The sequence below is a fragment of the Prevotella sp. HMSC073D09 genome, from assembly GCF_001814145.1.
GTDB lineage: Bacteria > Bacteroidota > Bacteroidia > Bacteroidales > Bacteroidaceae > Prevotella > Prevotella conceptionensis.
In genome coordinates this window covers 7598-29538 of sequence record NZ_KV815019.1, presented here as the reverse complement: position 1 = coordinate 29538, position 21941 = coordinate 7598, and the positions used below count along the sequence as shown (strand labels likewise).

The window sequence follows — 21941 nt, the reverse complement described above, 5'->3', positions numbered from 1 at the left end:
CGATTCTCGCGAAGGTTTGTTTTGATGCAAAAGGAGGCTAGTATGTGAATGCAGCAAAATGAATTTTTATTAAAAAACACCACCACTTGCACCAACTTTCGTGCGTTTTGGTGCTAAACGCAGTGCAATATGCCGCTAAATGCAGTGTGTTTTGGTGCAAAACGTAGTGCATTTTGGTGCTAAATGCAGTGCGTTTTGATGCTAAATGCAAGGTAAAAAGGTACAAAACGCAATACAAAATGCAGTTAAATGCAACCTAATACGCATAAACATTCAACGAAATAGTATAAATAAAGCCCCTTCTAACCATGTGTTTTATGGTTGGAAAGGGCAAAATAGCCGTTAAAAAGTGGCGTTTTAGGGGTAAAATGTGGGTAATTGGGCTTGGAAAATTATGAGTTGGCAACCATTCTAGAAAGGCTAAATGGTGCAAAACGCAGGGTTTGTTCTTAAAAATAGACAAGTTCCAAGGAGTAAAATGGTAGAAAATGTGGCTATTTGCCTACTTTTTGACCTATCTTTTTCGCTAGAATGACGTGAAAATTAGGTCGAGTTTGTAAAATAAAAAATAATAATTTAAGGTTTCTGACTGCCCATGCAGCACACCTCTCCCTATAAAAAATATGGCTCTTTTATTTGTCTATTTGAAGATTTTAAGCTACCTTTAACAGCAGAAAAGAAGATAAAGACCTACGACTATTCTGCCCCGAAACGACAAATGACACCCAGGCGACAGAGGCCGTATCGTCCCGGGCAACCTGCCGCTCCAGCAGATATTCAGACGACAAACAATCAGATCCGTTAGGACCATAACCTAAAAGTATAACTAATTTTAAAAAGATTTAACCCCTCATGAGCAAATCGTTTATGAAGCGGACCGCAGTGATAGCTGTCGGTCTGACGTGTGCAATGAGTTCCTATGCCCAGTCAGTGGTACAGGGAAGTGTGAAGGATGCGTCGGGTGAGCCATTGATTGGTGTGACCATCCAAGTGAAAGGAGAACAGGGCGGTACCGTAACCGATATTGACGGTAACTTCAAGCTCCCCAATGTGAAGCCCGGTGCGACGCTCGTTTTCTCTTATGTAGGCTACAGCAACAAGGAAGTGGCTGTAGGCAACCAGTCCAATATCAATGTTTCTCTCTCCGAAGACAACAAGCAGCTCGACGAGGTAGTCGTCGTCGGTTATGCCGTAGGCACGAAGCGTACGGTGTCGGGAGCCATTGAGCGTGTAGGCAAGGGCGACATGAACAAGGGTGTCGTAACCACGGCAGCCGACGCCCTGAAGGGAAAGGTCAGCGGTGTCGTCATCAGCCAGAACGGTGGCGACCCGATGGGGTCTACCAATATCCGCGTACGCGGCACCTCTTCGCTCTCCGGCGGTAACGACCCGCTGGTGATCATCGACGGTGTCTTCGCTGACATGACCATGTTCAACGCCCTTCAGCCCGGCGACATCGAGAGCATGACCATTCTGAAGGATGCCTCGGAGACGGCACAGTACGGATCCCGCGGTGCAGCCGGTGTCATCGTCGTCACGACGACAAAAGGAAAGAACGGCTTTGCCTCCCTTTCTTACAACGGCACACTGGGCGTGAACACCATCTTCAAGAACCTTGAAATGCTGAGCGCGGATGCTTACCGTGCCACTGCCACCAAGATGGGGGTGGCATTCACCGACCTCGGCGGCAATACCAACTGGTTCGACGAAATAGAGCGTTCGGCCGGGCTGACACAGACCCACAACATCGCCTACTCGTCTGGCAACGACTCCGGCAACTACCGCGCCAGCGTCGGCTTCGTACAGCGTCAGGGCGCATTGAAGAACTCGGATATGCGCAACTATACCGTGAAGCTGGATGCCACGCAGTACGCCTTCAACAAGAAGCTCAAGCTGGAGCTGGGTGTCCTGGGCAGTGAACGCGACGGAAAGATGCAGTACGACCCGCAGAAGATGTTCTATTCTGCCGCCGCTTACAACCCGACCTACCCGACCTACAAGAACCCGCAGACAGGCGAGTGGGACGAAGACCGCCTTGCCAACGAGATATACAACCCGCTGGGACAGCTGGAGGTACAGGACCGCTTCGACGTAGGTTCGCTCAACGCCCATGGAAAGGCGACCGTCACGCTGGCTGACGGACTCTTCCTCAGTGCTTTCGGCAGCTATACCCGCATGAACCTCGACCACAAGCGTTACGTGCCGAACGACATCCAGCAGGGACGCATCAACGGCAACGGCTGGGCATACATCCGCAACATGAAGCGCACGGACATCATGGGCAACCTGCAGCTGACTTATACCAAGGACTTCGGCGAGCACCATATCGACGCACTCGCCCTGATGGAGGGCCAGCAATACAAGACCTTCTGGAATTCAGAGCAGTCGTTCAAGTTCGATACCAATTACTTCGGCTTCAACAACATGAAGGCCGGTGCCAACGTCTCCTGGGGCGATGTGGACTCCGAGTCTACGGAATACACCCTCTGCTCTTACATGGCACGTCTGAATTATATGTACGGCAACCGCTACATCGCAACCGTCAACCTTCGTACTGACGGCTCGTCAAAGCTGGGTGAAGGCCATAAGTGGGGCTGGTTCCCGTCAGCATCTGTCGCATGGGTCGTATCACAGGAACCGTTCATGAAAGGGGTACGCTGGGTGGACAACCTGAAAGTCCGTCTCGGATATGGTGTGACGGGCAACCAGGATGTCATCGCTCCTTACAACTCACTGGCCCTCTACGCACCGAACGGCGTGACCTCGGTGAACGGTGTCAACACGACGACCTATGCCATCCAGAGCAACGACAACCCTGACCTGAAGTGGGAGGTAAAGCATACCTTCGACATCGGTATCGACTTCGCCGCTTTCCAGAACCGTCTGAACGTTACTTTGGACTGGTATACTTCCAAGACGAAGGACCTGCTCTATACCTATACCGTACCTGTTCCGCCATTCACCTACAACACCTTGCTGGCGAACATGGGTGAGATGACCAATTCGGGCTTCGAAATCGGCGTGCGCGGCGACATCATCCGCACAAAGGACTTTACCTTCAATTCCGGCATGAACCTCAGCTTCCAGAAGAACAAGCTGAACTCGCTGAGCGGCACCTATAAAGGACAGAGACTGACGACCAGTGAGCACATCCCGGTTGCCAACATCAATGCGGCCGGCCTGACGCAGAACACCGGTGTGACCTATCTCATGGAGGGACAGCCGATCGGCGTATTCTACCTGCCCCACTGCAAAGGCATCGATGACAAGGGACAGTACATTATCGAAGACCTCGACAAGAACGGAACCATCGATACCGGCGACTCCGGCGACCGCAAGGTGTGCGGACAGGCGATACCAAAGGCTTACCTTGGCTGGGACTTCACCTTCAAGTACAAGAACTGGGATCTCACCATGCAGTTCAACGGTGCCTTCGGCCATAAGATCTACAATGGTACGGGCATGACCTACAGCAACCTCAGCAACTTCCCGACCTACAACGTGCTTTCTGATGCTCCAGAGAAAGGAATCAAAGACATACAGATTTCCGATTACTGGCTGGAGAAAGGCGACTACGTGAACTTCGAGTACATCACGCTGGGCTACACCTTCAATAAGAAACAGCTCAAGGCCGACTGGATCCAGAGCATCCATCTCGGACTGGCCGTCAACAACGTCTGCACCCTCACCGGGTACAGCGGCCTGACCCCGATGATCAACTCCGCATCGCTCGTCCGTGTCGACGAAGGCCGTACAACCTACGGGACACTGGGTGTAGACGACAAGCGTCTCTTCCCGTTGACACGCACCTTCTCGTTCAATGTGTCTGTTAATTTCTAAGGTCTTGATAAACAAAAAAAGGAATACTATTATGAAGAAATATATTTTCGGAATGGCACTGCTCTCCACGGCACTGCTTGCAGCCTGCTCGCTGGACGAGACACCTCAAAGCAAGTTCAAAGAGACTGACGCTTTCGCAAATGCCACACTGACCTATGTCAACTCTGTGGCAAAGGTCTATTCAGAGATCGGAGACGGTATCTATGGCGGTACGGATGCCATCCACTGTCTGCAGGAATTCACTTCTGACGAGGCTATTCTCCCGGGACGGCAGGGCGACTGGGTAGACGGCGGCAAGTGGCAGAACTTCTTCCTCCACAACTTCGCATCGTCTGTGGACACCTACAACAACAACTGGAAGCATATCTACAAGATCATCGGGCAGTGCAACGGCTCCATCGACCAGCTCACGCCGATGCTCGGCGAACATCCCGACTACAAGCCATATGTGTCCGAGCTGCGTGCCCTGCGCGCCATCTATTACTATTATGCGATGGATCTCTTCGGACAGGTGCCGGTAGTGACGTCTTCCAAGCAGGGAACCAGCGATGTCAACCAGAGCAACCGCTCGGATGTGTTCAAATTCGTCGTCAAGGAACTGACAGAGGCAATGCCTGACCTCGCAGATGACCAGAGCCAGAAGACCGGCAAGTATTTCGGACGTATCACCAAGCCTGTTGCCTATATGTGTCTGGCAAAGTGCGCCCTCAATGCACCTGTCTACAACACGGATGACGTAACTCCGAACAGCTACAAGGCGTTTGTCGGCGACGACAAATCGAAGGAATGCAAGGCCAGCGAAACCCTCGGTGCAAACATATCGGCAAAGGGAATGGACATCAAGATGACTGTAGACGGGACGGAACGCAACTGCTGGGAGACCGTGAAGTACTGCGTGGACAAGCTCGCAGGCTTCGGCTACACCCTCTCGCCGAACTATGCCGACAACTTCGTCACACAGAACCAGAACTCTAACGAGAACATCTTTGTACGTCCGAACGACGACAAAACGTACAAGATTACCGATTACAACCTGATCCGCTCCGTACACTACAACCATGCGAGTGCCGCCGGATTCAACGGATGGAACGGTGCCTGCGCCACGGTACGTGCGATGAAAGTGATGGGATACAAGGAAAGCAACGAAGACCCACGCCTGCGCCAGAACTACTGGGTAGAACAGGAGTACACCCAGCAGACCGGCGGCAAGACCGTGGACGACGGCGTCGGCGGAACACTCTCTTACCGTCCGCTGGCAGTCGTGGTAGACTTCGATGCCAATGCCGACAAGCATGACGTGAAATGCGCCGGCGCCCGTTTCAAGAAGTATGAGTACGACCCGACGGCAGCCGCACAGGGGCAGTACAACAACGACCTTGTCATCTGGCGTTATGGCGATGCGCTGCTGATGAAGGCGGAAGCAGAATACCGGCTGGGCAACCATGCGGCGGCACTGACACTCGTCAACCAGATCAGGGACCGGGCACACGCCACCCCGCGCACCTCGCTCAACCTGAATGATATTCTTGACGAACGCATGATTGAACTGGCCTGGGAAGGCGTACGGCGTCAGGACCAGATACGCTTCTGCACCTTCACCCAGCCGACGGCAGACCGCTATCCCGGTGTCAGCCACAATGCTTCTGCCGGCGATTACCTCGATGACACCCAGGGATACACCTGCGTCTATCCGATTCCTTATGAGGTGCTGAATCTGAACAAGAATCTCCATCAGAATCCAGGCTATAAGAAATAAAGCCGGTTCTGATTCCTTATCACAGCCGGGATGTCCAAGGATATTCCGGCTGTCAACTTTCAGGGAATGCAGACTCCTCTATCCTATTCTTCCTTTGTTTTTCAAAAGGATATCCGTACTTTTGCATCAGACAACACAACAGGAAGTCCGACGGGCATCCTGACAACTAAAAACTTAAACAATGAAGAAAGAAATCATCACAGCAGCAGCGGCACTGGCCATGGCAGTCCCCATGACGGCCCAGATCGGCACGAACCCACAATGGCTTGACAATGCCGTTTTCTATCAGATCTATCCTTCCTCCTACATGGATACGGACGGGAACGGTATCGGAGACCTGCCCGGCATCACCAGCAGGCTGGATTATATCAAGTCGCTGGGCGTGGATGCCTTGTGGCTGAATCCCGTATTCGAGTCGGGATGGTTTGACGGTGGCTACGATGTCATCGACTTCTACAAGATTGACCCGCGCTTCGGTACAAATACCGATATGGTGACACTGGTCAACGAAGCCCACAGAAGAGGCATAAAGGTCTGCCTGGACCTGGTGGCAGGACACACGAGCGTGAAGTCGCCGTGGTTCCAGGAATGTGCGAACGGCGACCGCAACGGGCGTTATTCCGACTATTATATATGGACTGACACCATCTCACAGAAAGACAAGGAAGAGATTGAAGCGCGCCACAGGGATGCCAATCCGGAGGGAAGCACACGTGGGCGTTATGTGGAGATGGACGCAAAACGCGGCAAATACTATGAGAAGAACTTCTTTGAATGCCAGCCTGCCCTGAACTACGGCTTTGCCCATCCCGACCCCTCTCATCCCTGGGAGCAGCCTGTGACGGCACCCGGACCGCAGGCCGTACGCCGGGAGATGAAGAACATCATGGCCTTCTGGTTTGACAAGGGCATCGACGGCTTCCGTGTGGATATGGCCTCTTCGCTCGTCAAGAACGACCCGGGGAAGAAAGAGGTGTCAAAGCTGTGGAACGAGATGAGGGCATGGAAGGACAGGCATTATCCCCAATGCGTACTGATATCCGAGTGGAGCGACCCGGCCGTCGCCATCCCTGCCGGCTTCAACATCGACTTCATGATCCACTTCGGCATCAAGGGTTATCCCTCTCTCTTCTTCGACCGAAACACACCGAACGGCCGGCCGTGGGAGGGGCAGGACATCTCCAAAGAGTACAAGTTCTGCTACTTTGACAAGGCAGGAAAAGGAGAGGTGAAGGAGTTTGTCGACAACTTCACGGCAGCCTTCAACCGCACAAAGCAACTCGGCTACATCGCCATTCCGACGGCCAACCACGATTTCCAGCGTCCGAACATCGGCATGCGTAACACGATGGACCAGCTGAAGGTGGCCATGACCTTCTTCCTGACCATGCCGGGTGTACCGTTTATCTATTACGGTGACGAAATCGGCATGAAATACCAGATGAATCTTCCTACCAAAGAGGGTAGCAACGAACGTGCCGGGACACGTACTCCTATGCAGTGGACTGCCGGTCCTACCGCCGGATTCTCTACCTGCGAGCCTGCCCAACTATATTTCCCTGTGGATACGGAAGACGGAAAGCTGACGGTGGAGGCACAGGAGAAAGACCCCAATTCCCTGCTGAACTTCACCCGTGAACTGGTCCGCCTGCGCCATGCCCACTCGGCATTGCATGGAAACGGAGAATGGGAACTTGTCAGCAAGGAAAGCCAGCCCTACCCCATGGTCTACAAACGTACGGCCGGCGGAGAAACCGTAGTCGTTGCCATCAATCCGAGTGCCAGAAAGGTTTCAGCAAGGATACCCCACCTTGGAAAAGCCAGGCCGCTATGCATGACGGGAGAAGCAACTTACAAGACAGGCGGCAAAGGTGATGTCATCAACCTGAAAGCCATATCAGCCGCTGTATTCAAGATCATTGAATAAGACTTTCATTTCCAAGACCTTTATCAGGTGTATCAGAATAGCTGCCAGCAGGCATTCTGATGCACCTTTTCTGTCTGCATTCCTGAACAGACAAGGATGATTACACGGACTTCCCCACATAAAAAGCCAATGCCGGCCGATAAGACATAAGCGACATCATTTTCTATGCGTAATCTCTTTTAAACAGACAAGTCGACATTGTTTCCGGAAGAACAAGTCCCTCTGGGCAGACAAGTCCTGCCGGTACAGCTCTTCGCCGGCTGCGTTTTGCTCCCGTCCCAGTAACAGATTGCATGGAGCGGGGCATCAGCACGACTGGTGTTTACAAACAACTCCACGGGTGGCAGGCATCAACACACCTGCAGGAAAGGCCTGTCCATGCCTGTCACTACCATTATATAGCAAGACACTGCCGGCTGACTTACAGGGGAAAGTTTACCGGACAGCACTGGTAACAAAACACAAAAAAGTCCGACGGGCAGGTGAAGTCAGCTCACACTTACCGCATCGGACAGATATACACTCAGGTACTATGGTTTGCAAGGTTATCCTATAATCACTCCACGGATACGGTCGTCAAAGGCTGAAAGGGCAGCCTTAGCACCTTCTCCCATAGCGATTGTAATCTGTTTGTAAGGTACCGTTGTAACGTCACCAGCAGCATATACGCCACTCAGACTTGTACGGTTGGTTGCATCAACGATAATTTCATTGCGAGGAGTAACCTCTACTTGATCCTTGAAAGCATCGCTGTTTGGCGACAAGCCAATCTGAACAAAGACACCATCTAAGGCAATTTCGCGCTCCTCATCATTGATGCGGTCCTTCACTCTGATACCCGATAGCTTCTGACCATCACCCAAGAGGGCAGTTGTCTGAGTAGAAAGGAACACCTCAACATTAGGCAGACTGGCTACTTTCTGCTGTAGAACCTCATCGGCACGCATAGCATCAGCGAACTCAAGAACAGTTACGTGGCGGCAGATACCAGCCAAGTCAATGGCTGCTTCGATACCAGAGTTACCACCACCGATGACTGCTACATCCTTACCTTTGTAGAAAGGACCGTCGCAATGAGGGCAGAAATGCTCACCATGACCGATGTATTTCTCCTCATCTGGCAGACCAAGACGGCGCCAGCTTGCACCAGTTGCAATCACGACTGCAGGTGCGGTGAAGGTTTCTCCACCACGAACAGAAACAGTCTTCACAGCCTCTTTCAGGTTGGTAGAAACCACCTTACGATTGTCGAATACGTCGATTGAACAATCATTGATATGGGTACGGAGGTCAGCAGCAAGCTGTGTACCCGTTGTCTTTGTGACAGAAATAAGATTTTCGATGCCTGTTGTATCGTTTACCTGTCCTCCGATACGCTCAGCAACGATAGCTACGCGCAAGCCTTTGCGGGCAGAGTAGATAGCAGAAGATGCTCCAGCAGGACCACCACCGAGTACGATAACATCATATTCACGTACTGTCTGCACAGCATTCTCATCGTGATCGGTGCCTACCTTGTCCTCTAATTCCTGCAAAAGGATACCGAGATCGCCACGACCTGTATGCAATGGCTCTCCATTAACGTACACAGAAGGTACGCCTTGTATGTTCAAACGTTGTATTTCATCCTGACAAAGACCACCATCAACCATCTCATTGCTAATATTTGGGTTGATAAGCGCCATTACGTTGAGTGCCTGAACAACGTCAGGACAGTTTGTACAGGTGAGAGATACGTAAGTCTGAAGGCGGATTTCACCCTTCAATGACTTGATACGTGCAGCAATCGCCTCGTCAGGGAGGTTCTTGCCCTGTCCGTCAGTATTGAGGACAGCGAGGAGCAACGAGGTAAACTCGTGTCCGTTTGGTATGCCACGGAAGCTGATACCAGTTTCTTCACCATTGCGAAGGATACTAAACGAGAACTGTTCTCCTTCCTTATAAACTGTCTTAATCTTGTCAGAAGTAGAGGCGAAATCCTCGAGGAAGGAAGAGAACTCTGCTGAGTTTTCGTCATTGCTGTTGCGGGTTACGCTAAGTGTTATATCAGATGAGAGCGAAGCAAAGACGCCTTTCACCTGTTCGAGTATATTTGAATCTAACATGGGTTTGTATATTTCTCTCCTTATTAATAAAAAAGTGGAGAGATAAAGTCCGAGACTCATCTCTCCACCATAACTTCTATGACACTTTTATGTCTGTTATTACAGAAACTAAGTCTTAGAGCTTACCTACGAGGTCGATGCTTGGCTTCAATGTCTCACCACCCTTCTTCCACTTAGCTGGGCAAACCTCACCCTCGTGAGAAGCAACAAACAAAGCAGCCTCAACCTTACGTACCAACTCATCAGCGTTACGACCGATGCTGTTGTCTTGGATTTCAGCAATCTTAACGAGACCTTCTGGGTTTACGAGGAATGTACCGCGGTAAGCCAGACCTTCGTCCTCTTTGTATACACCGAAGCCACGGCTCAATACGCCTGTTGGGTCAGCAAGCATTGAGTACTTAATCTTTCTGATTGTCTCAGAAGCATCGTGCCATGCCTTGTGTACGAAGTGAGTATCAGTACTTACTGAGAATACCTCTACACCAAGACCCTTGAGCTGCTCATACTTGTCAGCCAAATCCTCCAACTCTGTAGGACATACGAAAGTGAAGTCAGCTGGATAAAAGAAGAAGAGCGCCCATTTGCCCTCGATATCCTTGTTAGAAACGGTCTTAAACTGTCCGTCCTGAAAAGCCTGAACGGTAAACTCTGGTGCGTGTGCATTGATAATTGGTTCCATATCTTCTTAAAACTATTTATGTGATAAATTAAAAAGGGGAAGGGAGAGGATTGCTTATACCGAACGGACGTATGAATTAATGAACTCGCCCATTGGCAAACTGGCTTACTCGTCAGTTCGGCAATGGGCGACAAAAATACAAGGTTCGCTAGAAGATAGAGGCCATCAGCAGTTTTCTAGCCTTTCTACCTTTTATTTTTTCAGGTTTAACCGAGCCTAAACGCAACAGGCTGTTAGGCCAACAGTCGTTTAACGATAGCCGAGATGGTGCCGCCATCGGCCAAGCCAGCCATTTGTTTGCTAGCCATACCCATCACGCGCCCCATATCCTTCATTGTGGTAGCACCCGTTTGTGCGATGATTTCTTTCACCTTCGCCTCAATTTCGGCCTCCGAAAGAGCGGCAGGCAGGTATTCTTCAATAACCTTTACTTGTGCCAACTCGGCCTCGGCAAGGTCTTGGCGAGCCTGTTGAACGAAGGTTGCAGCAGATTCTTTACCCTGCTTAGCTAGCTTTTGAAGTATTTTCAGGGCATCAGCGTCTTCAAGAACGTCGTTTGCGCCAGGTGCCGTCTTGGCTTCTAGAAACACTTTCTTAATGTTGCGAAGGGTGTCAAGGCGCACCTTGTCGCGCGCTTTCATCGCCTCCTTAATGTCGTTGCTTATCTGTTCGAATAATTGAGCCATAATTTTAATCTTAATGGGGTTGATGCAATGGATGAAACGGGTGGGGTGGTATAAGGCCTGTACTTCCCAGGAATGCCCACTAGGCAAAGCTAATGGTTCCCTGCATGGTTGTTGGCGGCTCCACCTCGTCTTGTTTTTTCTTCTGCACGGTAGTGCTGTAACCACGTATCTCTTCAAGCTTTTGTTGCGAACGAGCGTAGGTTGGCGACTCGTCGACGGCGAAAATAATGTCTTCGTTGTCGAGGTCGTCTGGGCGGAAGAGGTAGATATTGGTATGCCTCTTGGTGCGGCCGCCAGGCATGTCGGTACCATAATACGTGTCGATGCGCTTGGTTCTATCCAACCGTTCCTGGGCTTTGCGGGCGGCATCCTCAATGTCTTCAATCGACTTACGGGCCGTTCTTTCGGGTGTAGTGGTGATGTTCTCCACACCAAAGCCCGTGGCAAGGACGGTAACTTTTACCTTATCGCCAAGACTCTCGTCGAAAGTAACGCCCCATTTGAAGATGAAGTCGGGGCCGAACTTGGCCATAAACTCGTCTACATCGTTAATCTCTTCCATCATGAGGTTAGAACCTTGGTTGTTCTTCTCGCTGAACGAGATGTTGAGCAGCAGTTTCTTAGAGTTGAACACATCGTTATCGTTGAGCAAAGGCGAGTTAAGCGCATCGTGTATGGCCTGTTGAACGCGGTTTTCGCCTTCGCCATAGCCCGAACTCATGATGGCCACGCCACCATCTTCTAACACCATCTTCACGTCGTTGAAGTCGAGATTCATAAAGCCGTGGTAGGTTATTATCTCGGCAATGCTCTTTGCGGCAACGCTTAGTGTGTCGTCGGCGCGCTTAAAAGCCTCGATTAAGGATAGTTCGGGGTAAACCTGGCGCAGGCGTTCGTTGTTGATAACGAGCAAAGCATCTACGTGTTTGGCCATTTCTTCAACGCCATCCAAGGCTTGGTCTATCTTTCTTAGACCTTCAAAACGGAAAGGAATGGTAACGATACCCACGGTGAGGATGCCCATTTCTTTGGAAACACGAGCGATTACAGGTGCGGCTCCCGTACCGGTTCCGCCGCCCATTCCTGCTGTGATGAAGGCCATCTTGGTGCCATCGCTGAACATTTCTTTGATGTCGTCGATGCTTTCTTCGGCGGCAGCCTTGGCTTTGAGCGGACGGTTGCCTGCCCCTAGTCCTTCTTTACCCAATTGCAGATGCACAGGCACTGGCGAATCGTCTAGGGCTTGCTTATCGGTGTTGCACAGAACGAACGACACTTTGTGTATTCCTTCTTTGAACATGTGGTTAACGGCATTGCCGCCACCGCCGCCAACACCAACAACTTTGATGATGCTATCCCCGTGCTCTTCGTCTACGAAGTTCACAATTCCTTTGTTAATATTCTTTTCTGACATAGCGTTGTTCTTTTTTAAGTTGACCTGTAAGGGTGAAAAGGTGAAAGGGTGAAAAGGTGAAAAGGTGAAAAGATGGCTGCGCTTGATGTGGTTGGCTTTTTAGTTGTTCTAGGGTTTCTAGGCTTTCTAGTTGTTCTAGGCTATCTAGTTGTCCTAGGCTTTCTAGTTGTTCTAGGCTTTCTAGTTGTTCTAGGGTTTCTAGTTGTTCTAGGGTTTCTAGTTGTTCTAGCCTATCTAGTTGTTCTAGCCTATCTAGTTGTTCTAGGGTTTCTAGTTATCCTAGGCTTTCTAGCCAAACTATTTAAACCTGCTAACCAAACGCAAGCGCGCGGGTTAACGCTTTACAACCTCTTCTGTTTACTCCTCCTCAGCCATTTGCCTAATGAAACCACTAAGTTTCTCTTTCCACTGTTTGAACTTGGTTGGTCCTTTTTCTTCCTCTGGCTCGTTATTGGCCTGTTCTTTCTCGGCTTTATCTTCCTTTTTCTCCTTAGTTTCGAGTTTCGACTTATAGTTAGTCTGCTCCTGTTGAGCTTTATTGTCTGCGACATTAGGCATGGGTTCGCCTTCCGACGGTAGCGTTGCAGGGCGTTCCGTTTCAGCATCGGGGAAGAGATTGTTAGATATTTCCCGACCTGCGCAATTGAGATTACCCTTTGCCAGAAGACCGAGAACGGTGTTCATCGTGCCGTCTTGCGCAGTGATTTCCGGATGTTTTGAATGCAAATCGAACCTCACCGTCTTGGCAAAGCGTATCTTGTTGAAGTTGGTTTTGCGCTGGAAGGCCTCCTCGATGTTCTTCAACAGTGCACCACCGCCCGTAAGAATTAGTCCGCCAAGCAGTTTACCTTCGTATTTCTCTGGTATTTGGTATCTCACATTGGCGATAATCTCCTCAATTCTAGCCTCAACCACGTTCATGAAGGTGTCGCTTTGGATAGAGCGGTCGCTGTCGATGGCGTAAGTTAGCCCCGTATTGTCTTCTTCGGGATTGGTGTATGCGGCGCCGTAGGTGAGCTTTAGCCGTTCGGCATGCTCTTCTTCAATTTGCAAAGAGGCGATGTCTTTGGTGATGTTTGCCCCACCCAAGGGTATTACGGCCAAATGACGAAGAAGACTTTTACTATAAACGGCAATGGTAGTGGTTTGCGCACCAAGGTCTACCAGCACACATCCACTTCGTTTCTCCGAGTCGGTTAGCACGCTGTCGGCCAAGGCCAGTGGCGAAATAAACACATCGGCAATGGCGATGCCGGCGTTAGAGAAACACTTTTTGAGGTTTCGATAGTTGCTGTTACGCCAAAGAATGTTCAAGAAGTGCCCCTCCAAGTGGGTGCATGGCACGCCAACCGGGTCGATTTGATATTGTTGCCCAAGCTTGTATTCGAGGGTTATGGCCTCAATGATGTCGGCATCGGGATAGTCCATGCTGCGGTTAGCGTCCATCAACGAGTCTACCATGTCTTGCGACACGATGGTATCATTAGGCAATTCCCTGGTGATGACGTTCTCGATGCTCCGCGTAGACTGTCCACCCACGCCCACATAGGCGTAGGCTATCTCGGTTTTGAGGGTGGTTTTGAGTTTGGACACGATGCTGTTGAGACACTGCACGGTGCGGTCGAGGTTGTACACCACGCCTTTTTTAACGCACGAAGTGGGCGTCTCTTTGGCCACAGCCAAGATGGAGATACTTCCATCTGTGTTCTTTCTTCCTGCGATACCGGTAATCTTAGACGAACCGATCTCGATAGCCACGATAAAATCCTTTGCCATAACACTATGCTTATTCGGGGTTGTTCTTGTTTTCTTTCTTCTTTTTGCAGATAATCTGGTTGTCGAACTCTAAGTCGATGTAGCTGTACTTGTTCCATCCAACCTGCGAGAGCCCATACTTATAAAACTTTTCTAGCCGAAGGAGCTTTTTCTCTACGAAGTCGACTATCTTTTCGTTGCGTTCTTTCTGCGTATCGGCCTGTGGCAGATAGCCAATAAACACAACATGCTGGCCCACTCGCGGCACGAGTTCAACACCTTTGTCGGGCAGTATGTTGATTTGCTCCACTTGGTTTTCCCACAGCTCGTTATCCATGAACAGTTTGGCTAGCGGCGCGATGTAGTTTCGCGCGAAAGCCTTAGATATGTGCCCCGTGGCGATGATGAGGTCGGCCGAATAATGCGAATTGGGCATCACCAGGTTGTTGTCGTCGAGGTAATAGTCCTCGCCATTGGCGGCCTTAATGCGCACGATGGGCATCCGTTGGGTGACGCTGATGTTCACACAGCCGTCTTGTGTTTTATAACAGTCTACCGTTTTCACGAACGGACTGCGTTTGAGCATCTCTTCTATTTGCCTTGCCTGCACTGCCTGCATGGGCTTGTTCAGCGGATAGAGCTGATTGGCATCTAGTCTACTGCGTATGTCGTTGGCGGAGATAAAGCCGTTGGTGCTTTCGTCTTGGATGTCTATCTGCACTTTTTGGCACAATGCGGCCTTGGCGTTGGGCTTATTGAAAGCCGTGAACGCCAGCACAAGGTAGACGGCCAGCAGCGCATCTACCAGCATGGTTACAGTTTTCTTCCAATTCACATTCATACACCTATGCCATCAGGCGGGGGTTAAGCCTTTACTTTGCCTTACTTTCCAATATCTTTGTTACCTGCGGCGCAAGGCTGTCAAGGTCGCCTGCGCCGAGGAATACCAGCACATCGAAGTTGCGCTGTTGAACCAATTCCAGCACGTCGTCTTTGGCTATCATGCTCTTTTCTACACCGGCATCGAGGTTATCGTATATCAGTTTGCTGCTTACGCCCTCGATGGGTTCTTCTCGTGCCGGGTAGATGTCGCAGAGTATAACCTCGTCGAGCAGGCTTAAAGCCTTGGCAAACTCCTTATAGAAATCGCGCGTGCGCGTATAGAGGTGCGGCTGGAACACCGCCGTTATCTTTCTGTCCTTATACAATTGGCGTAAACTTTGCGCGCTTTGCAGTATCTCGTTGGGATGGTGTGCATAGTCGCTAAGGAACACCAAGTGGGGCGTTTTAATCTTAAAGTCGAACCGGCGGTCTACGCCGTGGTAGGTTTTGATGCCGTAACGCAGTTCTTCGGCATTGCATCCGTTAAGTTGTGCCATAGCCATAGCGGCCACGGCGTTCTCGATGTTGATGGGTATGGGATGGCCCAAGGTTACATTCTTGACGTTTTCGACTGGCGAAACGAAATCGAACGTAATGTTGCCGTTGTCTATCTTCACGTTCTCTGCGTGGAAATCGCCTGCATCAAGCGCGTATTCGTACACCTTCACCCCAGGTTTCACATCGGGTTTCAGCTCCACTCCTTTTTTAATGATGAGTGCTCCGCCCTCGCGAATGAGGGTGGTGTAATGGCGAAAACTCTCCATATAGGCCGCTTTGGTGCCGTAGATGTCGAGGTGGTCGGGGTCGGTAGAGGTGATTACGCTCATCCACGGGCGTAACCAATGGAAGGAGCGGTCGAACTCGTCGGCCTCGATAACCACGTATTCGCTTTTGGGACTCAATATATAATTGGTGCCATAGTTCTTGGATATACCTCCAAGGAAGGCGTTACAGTCGGGATGACTTTGGTGCATGATGTGCGCGCACATGCACGACGTGGTTGTTTTGCCGTGCGTTCCGGCGAAACAAAGCCCTTTTAGGGTGCGGGTTAGCGTGCCCAACACCTGCGCGCGCTTTTGTATCTCGAACCCATTTTGGCGAAAATACACCAGTTCTTTGTGGTCGTCGGGTATGGCAGGCGTGTACACCACCAGGCACGACTGCGCTTTCTTGCATGCCTGCGGTATCTCGTCTACGTTTTCTTCGTAGTGCAAGAGCATCCCCTCCTTCTCCAATTGGTTTGTAAGTTGTGTGCGAGTTTTGTCATAGCCAGCCACAACATAACCTTTTTTGATGAAGTAACGGGCAATGGCACTCATGCCGATGCCGCCCGCCCCTACGAAATATACTGCTTTAATTTTCTTTATGTCCATAATGATGTTGTAAGTTTGGCAGCCATGCACTGCACCTTTGTTCTTTTGTCAACGGGTTTCGGCTGCTTGTTCTTCTGCCAAAGCAATCACCTCGTCGGCAATGATTTCTGCAGAATTGCGCAAAGCCATCTGCTTGATGTTATGACTTAACTGCGACAGGGCTTGATCGTCGTTAACGGTTTGTAAAGCCAGGGGGATAAGCTTTTGAACGGCCTCGGCATCGCTTACAAAGCGTGCTGCCTGCCTGTTAACCAGTGCCATAGCGTTCTTTGTTTGATGGTCTTCGGCCACATTGGGGCTTGGAACCAATATCACGGGTTTGCCGATAAGACAGAATTCGGAGATGCTGCTTGCTCCGGCACGACTAATCACCAAGTCGGCTGCACGATAGGCGGCACCCATGTCGGCGATGAAATCGGTGGGTTTGAGCATCGGCAGCGGCGACTTATCGGCCAGTTCGGCCTTAATGCCCTCGAAATAGTTCTTACCCGTTTGCCAAATAACCTGCACGCCACTGTCTCGCAGTTCGTCGAGATGTGCCATTACACTTTCGTTCAATGTGCGTGCACCCAGACTTCCGCCCACGATGAGGATGGTTTTCTTGGTGGGTTCGAGCCCGAAAGCCCTTAAAGCCTCGGCTTTTGTCAGTTGGCTATCCAGCAGTTGTTGGCGCACGGGGTTTCCCGTAAGTACGATTTTGTCTTTGGGAAAGAACCGTTCCATACCCTCATAGGCCACACATATCTTGCGTGCCTTCTTGGAAAGCAGCTTATTTGTTACGCCAGCATACGAGTTTTGTTCTTGTATCAGGCAGGGAATACCCATTGCCGCACATTGGTTTAGCGTGGGACCGCTGGCATATCCGCCCACGCCCACTGCCGCCATTGGCTTAAATTGCTTTATAATTTGCTTGGCCATGCGCTGACTTTTCCATATCTTAAACAGCACGGCGAAGTTCTTTAAGAGGTTCTTCCGGTTGAAACCGCAGATGGGCAATCCCTTGATATCGTAGCCTGCGGCCGGAACGCGCTGCATCTCCATACGACCCAACGCGCCAACAAAGAGTATCTGCGCATCTGGCCGTTTGGCTTTTAGGGCATTGGCAATGGCCACGGCAGGGAAGATATGGCCTCCGGTGCCGCCGCCGCTGATGATTATTCTCAAGTTATTTTCCATTCTTTGCTTGTTTTTGTTGGTATGGGGAATACAAGAATGTATGGTTTCGCCATTGTTCACCCCCTCGTGTAGCGTCTTCACTTGGTTGTCTTCCCTCCCTTATTCTGCACGTTAGACGAGCCTGCACAGCTTAATCGCTTACTGGTAGGCCTGCACAAGATGCTCGTTTCTTAGTGCAAAAGTACTCATTTTTTTTCTGCCACACCACTTTTTGTTTGTTTTTCAGCTTTCTTTGCCGTTCGGCTTACGCTGATTATCGCGCCCATGAAAACACAATTGATGATGGTGGAGGTGCCGCCCTTGCTGATAAGCGGCAGCGGCTGACCCGTAACCGGCACCAAACCAACGGCCACACACATGTTGAACAAGGCCTGCGTAACCAGCAAAAGGGCTAAGCCCATAGCCAGAAAAGCAGGGAAATTGTTTTCGCAACGGTTGGCAATCTTGCCTGTTCGGAAAAGCAAGAACACGTAAAGCATGGCCACAACAACGGCGCCAATGATGCCCATCTCTTCGATTATCACAGCATAAATGAAGTCGGAGAAGGCTTGCGAAAGGAAATCGCGCTGCACGGAGTTGCCTGGACCTTGCCCAATAACGTTGGAAGAGGCGATGGCGATGTTGGCATGACCCACTTGGGCATCTTTGTCGAGGTCGAATTTCTCTGGCGGAACTTCCTCGTTCTTCATGAATTTGTAGATGCGCGACTTCCAAGTGTCGGCTCGATGGAACATACTTCCAAGGAATCCTTTCTCTTCTTTCTTCGGCTCTACGTTCTCGGTAAAGGTTTGTTCGGGCACTTCGGTAGCCTTGGCATGACCGAAAACCAACACAAACGAGAGGGCTGCGGCAACAAGAATTACCACTACGCCCAATATTTTGCCCAACTGCGACACCGGCACACGCCCTAAAATCATCATCATATAGACCACTAGGCAGATGAGCAAGGCCGTAGAGAGGTTCTCAAAAAAGATGGGGCCAATGATAAAAAGGCAAGCTATGCCTATCCAGCCGATGGCCTTGCGGTCGGCACCATGCTCTGTTTGGGCAATACTAAGAACCTGCGCCACTATCAGCACGAGTGTGCCCTTACCAACTTCGGAAGGCTGAAACTGTATGCCCAAAAGGCTAACCCAACGCTGCGCGCCGTTGGTGCTTTGTCCGCCCCAAAGCACCCATAAGAGCGTTAAGACCGAGAAGAGGAACAAGAAAGGCGTTAGTACCTTGAAATAACGGCAGGGTATGTTCACCGTAAACACCATGAACACCACACCCAAGAACAATATTCCAAGGTGCTTAATGATGGGTGCGAGATAACTTCCACCCTTATACGTAAGGGAAGAGGATGCCGAAAACACCTCTACGGCACTGATGAGGCATAGGAAGAAGAATATCATCCATATCACCTTGTCGCCCTTGAAGAAGTTGCCTAACGATTTGTTAAGTGCCATTTGCCTGTGGAGTTTAGAGGTTTCGTACCAATGTCTTGAATTGTTTGCCTCGGTCTTCCATGTTTTTAAAGAGGTCGAAACTAGCGCAACAGGGACTCAGCAGCACGGTATAACCCGCCTTAGCCATGCCGGCGCAGGCCGCTACACATTCTTTCATGCTGTGCGTGTCGGCCACGGGCAAGCCCAGATGGTCGAAGTTCTGGTGAAGTTTGGTGTTGTCGGCGCCAAGATATACCAATGCGGCGCACTTTTCTTTCACCAACTCCTTGATGGGTTCGTAGTCGTTGCCCTTGTCTTTGCCGCCGATGATGAGTATTGTTGGGGCTGTCATGGCCTCCAAAGCATAACGGCAAGCATCTACGTTGGTGGCTTTCGAGTCGTTGATGTAGTTTACGCCGTACATGGTGGCCACGCGTTCCATACGATGTTCCACGCCGGGGAAATCGCTAAGACCTTGTTCAACCACGTCTTGCGGAATGCCTGCGGCGCGTGCGGCCAATGCCGCGGCCAACGAATTATAGAGGTTGTGCTTGCCTGGCAAGCTTAAACGCGCTTGCGGCATATTGAAGTCGAGCGGGGCAGGCAGCGTTATCTGTCCATCAGAAACGTATGCGGCTGCGCCCGTTTCGCGGGTTTCGGCAAAGGGACAGATGCGTGCAGACACGTCATACTTCTGCAATTCGGGTTTCACCACGGGGTCGTCGGCCCAATAGATGAAGTAGTCTTGCGGCCCAAGGTTTTGCAATATGCGCATTTTAGCATCTACATAACCCTGCATGCAGTAGTTGTAACGGTCCAAATGGTCGGGCGTGATGTTGAGCAACACGGCGATATGCGCCTTAAAGCGGTACATGTTTTCGAGTTGAAAGCTGCTCAACTCGATAACATACCACTCGTGTGCGCCCTCGGCCACTTGCAAAGCCAAACTGCGGCCAATGTTTCCGCCTAGCCCTACGTTATAGCCCGCTGCCTTAAAGATGTGATAGATGAGCGAAGTGGTGGTGGTTTTGCCATTACTTCCTGTGATGCACACCATCTTAGCATCGGTGTATCGGGCAGCAAACTCAATCTCACTGATGATGCCGATGCCCTTATCTATGGCTTTCTGCACCATAGGCACTTCGCTTGGGATGCCCGGACTCTTCACTATCTCCTTGGCGTTGAGTATTTTCGCCTCGGTGTGTTGCCCTTCTTCCCATTCGATGCCGTGGCTGTCGAGCATCTGCTTGTACTTGTCTTTGATGGTTCCCATGTCCGAGACAAACACGTCCAAGCCCTTTTGCTTAGCCAATACGGCCGCTCCCACGCCGCTTTCGGCCGCACCTAATATCACTATTCTGTCCATTTCTGCTTTATTTCCTTTGTTGTTTGTCGTTGCGGTGCCGGCTCGTTGCCGTTAGCCGAATGGGTCGACACCTTATTATATATATAGGGAGAGGCCCTACCTCCTAGCCTATCTTATTTTAAGGGTGATGATGGTTAGGGCCGCCAAGATGATGGTTATAATCCAAAAGCGGATGGTAATCTTCGACTCGTGTACCGCTCCCTTGGGCTTTTTCAGCACGTAACGGCAGTCGGGGTCCAGCTGTTCGTCTTGCGTACGGAAGTTATCGTGTATGGGTGTGCGCTTAAATATGCGCTGCTTTACGCCCCGTCGTTTGCCCATCTTGAAATAATACACCTGCAACATCACGCTCAAGCTCTCTACGAAGAAGATGCCGCAGAGTATGGGCAGCAGCAGTTCTTTGTGAATGATGATGGCTCCCACGGCGATAATGCCGCCAATGGTGAGCGAACCCGTATCGCCCATAAACACTTGCGCCGGGTAAGCGTTGTACCAAAGGAAACCAATGAGCGCGCCAATGAAGGCACAGAAGAACACCACTAGCTCTTGCGAACCTGGTATGTACATGATGTTGAGGTAGGCGGCGAACTCTAAGTGCGAACTGACGTAGGCCAAAATACCCAACACCACGCCGATAATGGCACTGTTACCTGCACACATGCCGTCCATGCCGTCGTTGAGATTAGCTCCGTTGCTCACGGCCGTCACCACGAAAATGGTCATGACCACGAAGAGAACCCATCCTGCCGCGGTTTTATACTTGCCCATAAACGACATCACACGCGAGTAGTCTAGGTTGTGCCCCTTAACAAAGGGGATAGTGGTTTTAAGCGACTTGCGCGCCTCGCTGCGGTGTTTCACCACCACCTCGGTATTGTCTTTGCGTTGTAATGCCAGGTTTTCGTTCATCTTCACGTCGGGCGAAGACCACAGAACAAGGCCGACGATAAGTCCGATACCCACCTGTCCCACAATTTTATACTTACCTTTCAGCCCCTCTTTGTTGTGGCGGAATATCTTAATGAAATCGTCCATGCCGCCCAAAAAGCCCAACCACACGGTGGTTATCACCATCAATATGAGGTAAATGTTGCGCAACCTACCCAGCAACAACACGGGAACGAGTATGGCAACGATGATGATGATGCCGCCCATGCTGGGTACGCCAATCTTCTTAACGCCGAAGGGGTCGATGCTGGCATCGCGTTGCACCTCGGTTATTTGCTTTCGTTTGAGGTATTTGATAAACTTCTCGCCGAACCATGCCGATATAACCAACGACAATATCATGGCCAACAGTGCCCTGAACGAGATATATCCCCAAATGTGGGCTCCCGATATGCCAAACTGTTCTAAGAAACGGAAGAGATAATATAACATGTTTTGAGTTTATGAGATTGTAAGTTTATGAGGAGTTATGTGAGGAGTTAAGGAGTTAAGGAGTTAAGGAGTTAAGCCAAATGCTTGGTTGTAGAGTGGACGACAATCCTTATCAACTCGTTAACAGGTAAACTTGTAAACTAACAAAGCATACCACTCCCCTCTCCCC

Annotated in this window: 14 protein-coding genes; 3 read left to right on the top strand and 11 right to left on the bottom strand. The window is 50.6% G+C overall.

All coding sequences use genetic code 11. From position 1 onward, the window contains the following. Nucleotides 1-852 precede the first annotated feature (852 nt). From HMPREF2955_RS00720 to HMPREF2955_RS00710, 3 genes are all read left to right on the top strand, one after another. Nucleotides 853-3840, top strand: a complete 2988-nt coding sequence (locus HMPREF2955_RS00720; RefSeq protein ID WP_070720003.1) for a SusC/RagA family TonB-linked outer membrane protein — start codon at nt 853-855, stop codon at nt 3838-3840. 31 nt (nt 3841-3871) lie between these two features. Continuing rightward, on the top strand, nt 3872-5596 hold the full coding sequence (locus tag HMPREF2955_RS00715) for a RagB/SusD family nutrient uptake outer membrane protein (protein ID WP_070720001.1): 1725 nt from the start codon (nt 3872-3874) through the stop codon (nt 5594-5596). 181 nt (nt 5597-5777) lie between these two features. Further along, entirely contained in the window at nt 5778-7523 is a 1746-nt protein-coding gene (locus HMPREF2955_RS00710) for an alpha-amylase family glycosyl hydrolase (RefSeq protein ID WP_070719999.1), read from the top strand. A 545-nt stretch (nt 7524-8068) separates the two neighbouring features. Here HMPREF2955_RS00710 and ahpF read toward each other — a convergent pair. The 11 genes from ahpF to HMPREF2955_RS00655 all read right to left on the bottom strand — a co-directional run bounded on the left by ahpF (nt 8069) and on the right by HMPREF2955_RS00655 (nt 21772). After that, nucleotides 8069-9628: an alkyl hydroperoxide reductase subunit F gene (gene ahpF / locus HMPREF2955_RS00705; protein WP_019187612.1), complete on the bottom strand. Its 1560-nt coding sequence runs from the start codon at nt 9626-9628 to the stop codon at nt 8069-8071. A gap of 115 nt (nt 9629-9743) precedes the next feature. Next, nucleotides 9744-10310 carry an alkyl hydroperoxide reductase subunit C gene (gene ahpC, locus HMPREF2955_RS00700; protein ID WP_019187613.1) on the bottom strand — a complete coding sequence of 189 codons (567 nt, stop codon included), beginning with the start codon at nt 10308-10310 and terminating at the stop codon, nt 9744-9746. Nucleotides 10311-10543: 233 nt separating this feature from the next. Further along, nucleotides 10544-10996 (bottom strand): GatB/YqeY domain-containing protein, encoded by a 453-nt coding sequence (locus HMPREF2955_RS00695; protein ID WP_070719997.1) that lies wholly within the window; start codon nt 10994-10996, stop codon nt 10544-10546. Between the two features lie 79 nt (nt 10997-11075). After that, nucleotides 11076-12410, bottom strand: coding sequence for a cell division protein FtsZ (ftsZ, locus tag HMPREF2955_RS00690; protein WP_070719995.1), 1335 nt, complete (start codon nt 12408-12410; stop codon nt 11076-11078). Between the two features lie 357 nt (nt 12411-12767). Further along, on the bottom strand, nt 12768-14186 hold the full coding sequence (gene ftsA, locus HMPREF2955_RS00685; RefSeq protein ID WP_070719992.1) for a cell division protein FtsA: 1419 nt from the start codon (nt 14184-14186) through the stop codon (nt 12768-12770). Nucleotides 14187-14196: 10 nt separating this feature from the next. After that, entirely contained in the window at nt 14197-15006 is an 810-nt protein-coding gene (locus HMPREF2955_RS00680; protein ID WP_070719990.1) for a cell division protein FtsQ/DivIB, read from the bottom strand. Nucleotides 15007-15037: 31 nt separating this feature from the next. Beyond that, nucleotides 15038-16420: a UDP-N-acetylmuramate--L-alanine ligase gene (gene murC / locus HMPREF2955_RS00675; RefSeq protein ID WP_070719988.1), complete on the bottom strand. Its 1383-nt coding sequence runs from the start codon at nt 16418-16420 to the stop codon at nt 15038-15040. A gap of 48 nt (nt 16421-16468) precedes the next feature. Then, nucleotides 16469-17596, bottom strand: coding sequence for an undecaprenyldiphospho-muramoylpentapeptide beta-N-acetylglucosaminyltransferase (gene murG / locus HMPREF2955_RS00670; RefSeq protein ID WP_070719986.1), 1128 nt, complete (start codon nt 17594-17596; stop codon nt 16469-16471). Nucleotides 17597-17781: 185 nt separating this feature from the next. Beyond that, nucleotides 17782-19047, bottom strand: coding sequence for an FtsW/RodA/SpoVE family cell cycle protein (locus tag HMPREF2955_RS00665; protein ID WP_070719984.1), 1266 nt, complete (start codon nt 19045-19047; stop codon nt 17782-17784). A 13-nt stretch (nt 19048-19060) separates the two neighbouring features. Beyond that, nucleotides 19061-20392, bottom strand: coding sequence for a UDP-N-acetylmuramoyl-L-alanine--D-glutamate ligase (gene murD, locus HMPREF2955_RS00660; RefSeq protein ID WP_070719982.1), 1332 nt, complete (start codon nt 20390-20392; stop codon nt 19061-19063). A gap of 108 nt (nt 20393-20500) precedes the next feature. Next, nucleotides 20501-21772: a phospho-N-acetylmuramoyl-pentapeptide-transferase gene (locus HMPREF2955_RS00655; protein ID WP_070719980.1), complete on the bottom strand. Its 1272-nt coding sequence runs from the start codon at nt 21770-21772 to the stop codon at nt 20501-20503. Nucleotides 21773-21941 lie beyond the last annotated feature (169 nt).

What these genes read in the sequence shown, in the direction of transcription:
- murG (WP_070719986.1), bottom strand. Translation starts at nt 17,596, where the DNA reads ATGGAAAATAACTTGAGAATAATCATCAGCGGCGGCGGCACCGGAGGC.
- HMPREF2955_RS00720 (WP_070720003.1), top strand. Translation starts at nt 853, where the DNA reads ATGAGCAAATCGTTTATGAAGCGGACCGCAGTGATAGCTGTCGGTCTG.
- HMPREF2955_RS00695 (WP_070719997.1), bottom strand. Translation starts at nt 10,996, where the DNA reads ATGGCTCAATTATTCGAACAGATAAGCAACGACATTAAGGAGGCGATG.
- HMPREF2955_RS00715 (WP_070720001.1), top strand. Translation starts at nt 3,872, where the DNA reads ATGAAGAAATATATTTTCGGAATGGCACTGCTCTCCACGGCACTGCTT.
- HMPREF2955_RS00710 (WP_070719999.1), top strand. Translation starts at nt 5,778, where the DNA reads ATGAAGAAAGAAATCATCACAGCAGCAGCGGCACTGGCCATGGCAGTC.
- murC (WP_070719988.1), bottom strand. Translation starts at nt 16,420, where the DNA reads ATGGACATAAAGAAAATTAAAGCAGTATATTTCGTAGGGGCGGGCGGC.
- murD (WP_070719982.1), bottom strand. Translation starts at nt 20,392, where the DNA reads ATGGACAGAATAGTGATATTAGGTGCGGCCGAAAGCGGCGTGGGAGCG.
- ftsZ (WP_070719995.1), bottom strand. Translation starts at nt 12,410, where the DNA reads ATGTCAGAAAAGAATATTAACAAAGGAATTGTGAACTTCGTAGACGAA.
- ahpF (WP_019187612.1), bottom strand. Translation starts at nt 9,628, where the DNA reads ATGTTAGATTCAAATATACTCGAACAGGTGAAAGGCGTCTTTGCTTCG.
- HMPREF2955_RS00655 (WP_070719980.1), bottom strand. Translation starts at nt 21,772, where the DNA reads ATGTTATATTATCTCTTCCGTTTCTTAGAACAGTTTGGCATATCGGGA.
- ahpC (WP_019187613.1), bottom strand. Translation starts at nt 10,310, where the DNA reads ATGGAACCAATTATCAATGCACACGCACCAGAGTTTACCGTTCAGGCT.
- HMPREF2955_RS00680 (WP_070719990.1), bottom strand. Translation starts at nt 15,006, where the DNA reads ATGAATGTGAATTGGAAGAAAACTGTAACCATGCTGGTAGATGCGCTG.
- HMPREF2955_RS00665 (WP_070719984.1), bottom strand. Translation starts at nt 19,047, where the DNA reads ATGGCACTTAACAAATCGTTAGGCAACTTCTTCAAGGGCGACAAGGTG.
- ftsA (WP_070719992.1), bottom strand. Translation starts at nt 14,186, where the DNA reads ATGGCAAAGGATTTTATCGTGGCTATCGAGATCGGTTCGTCTAAGATT.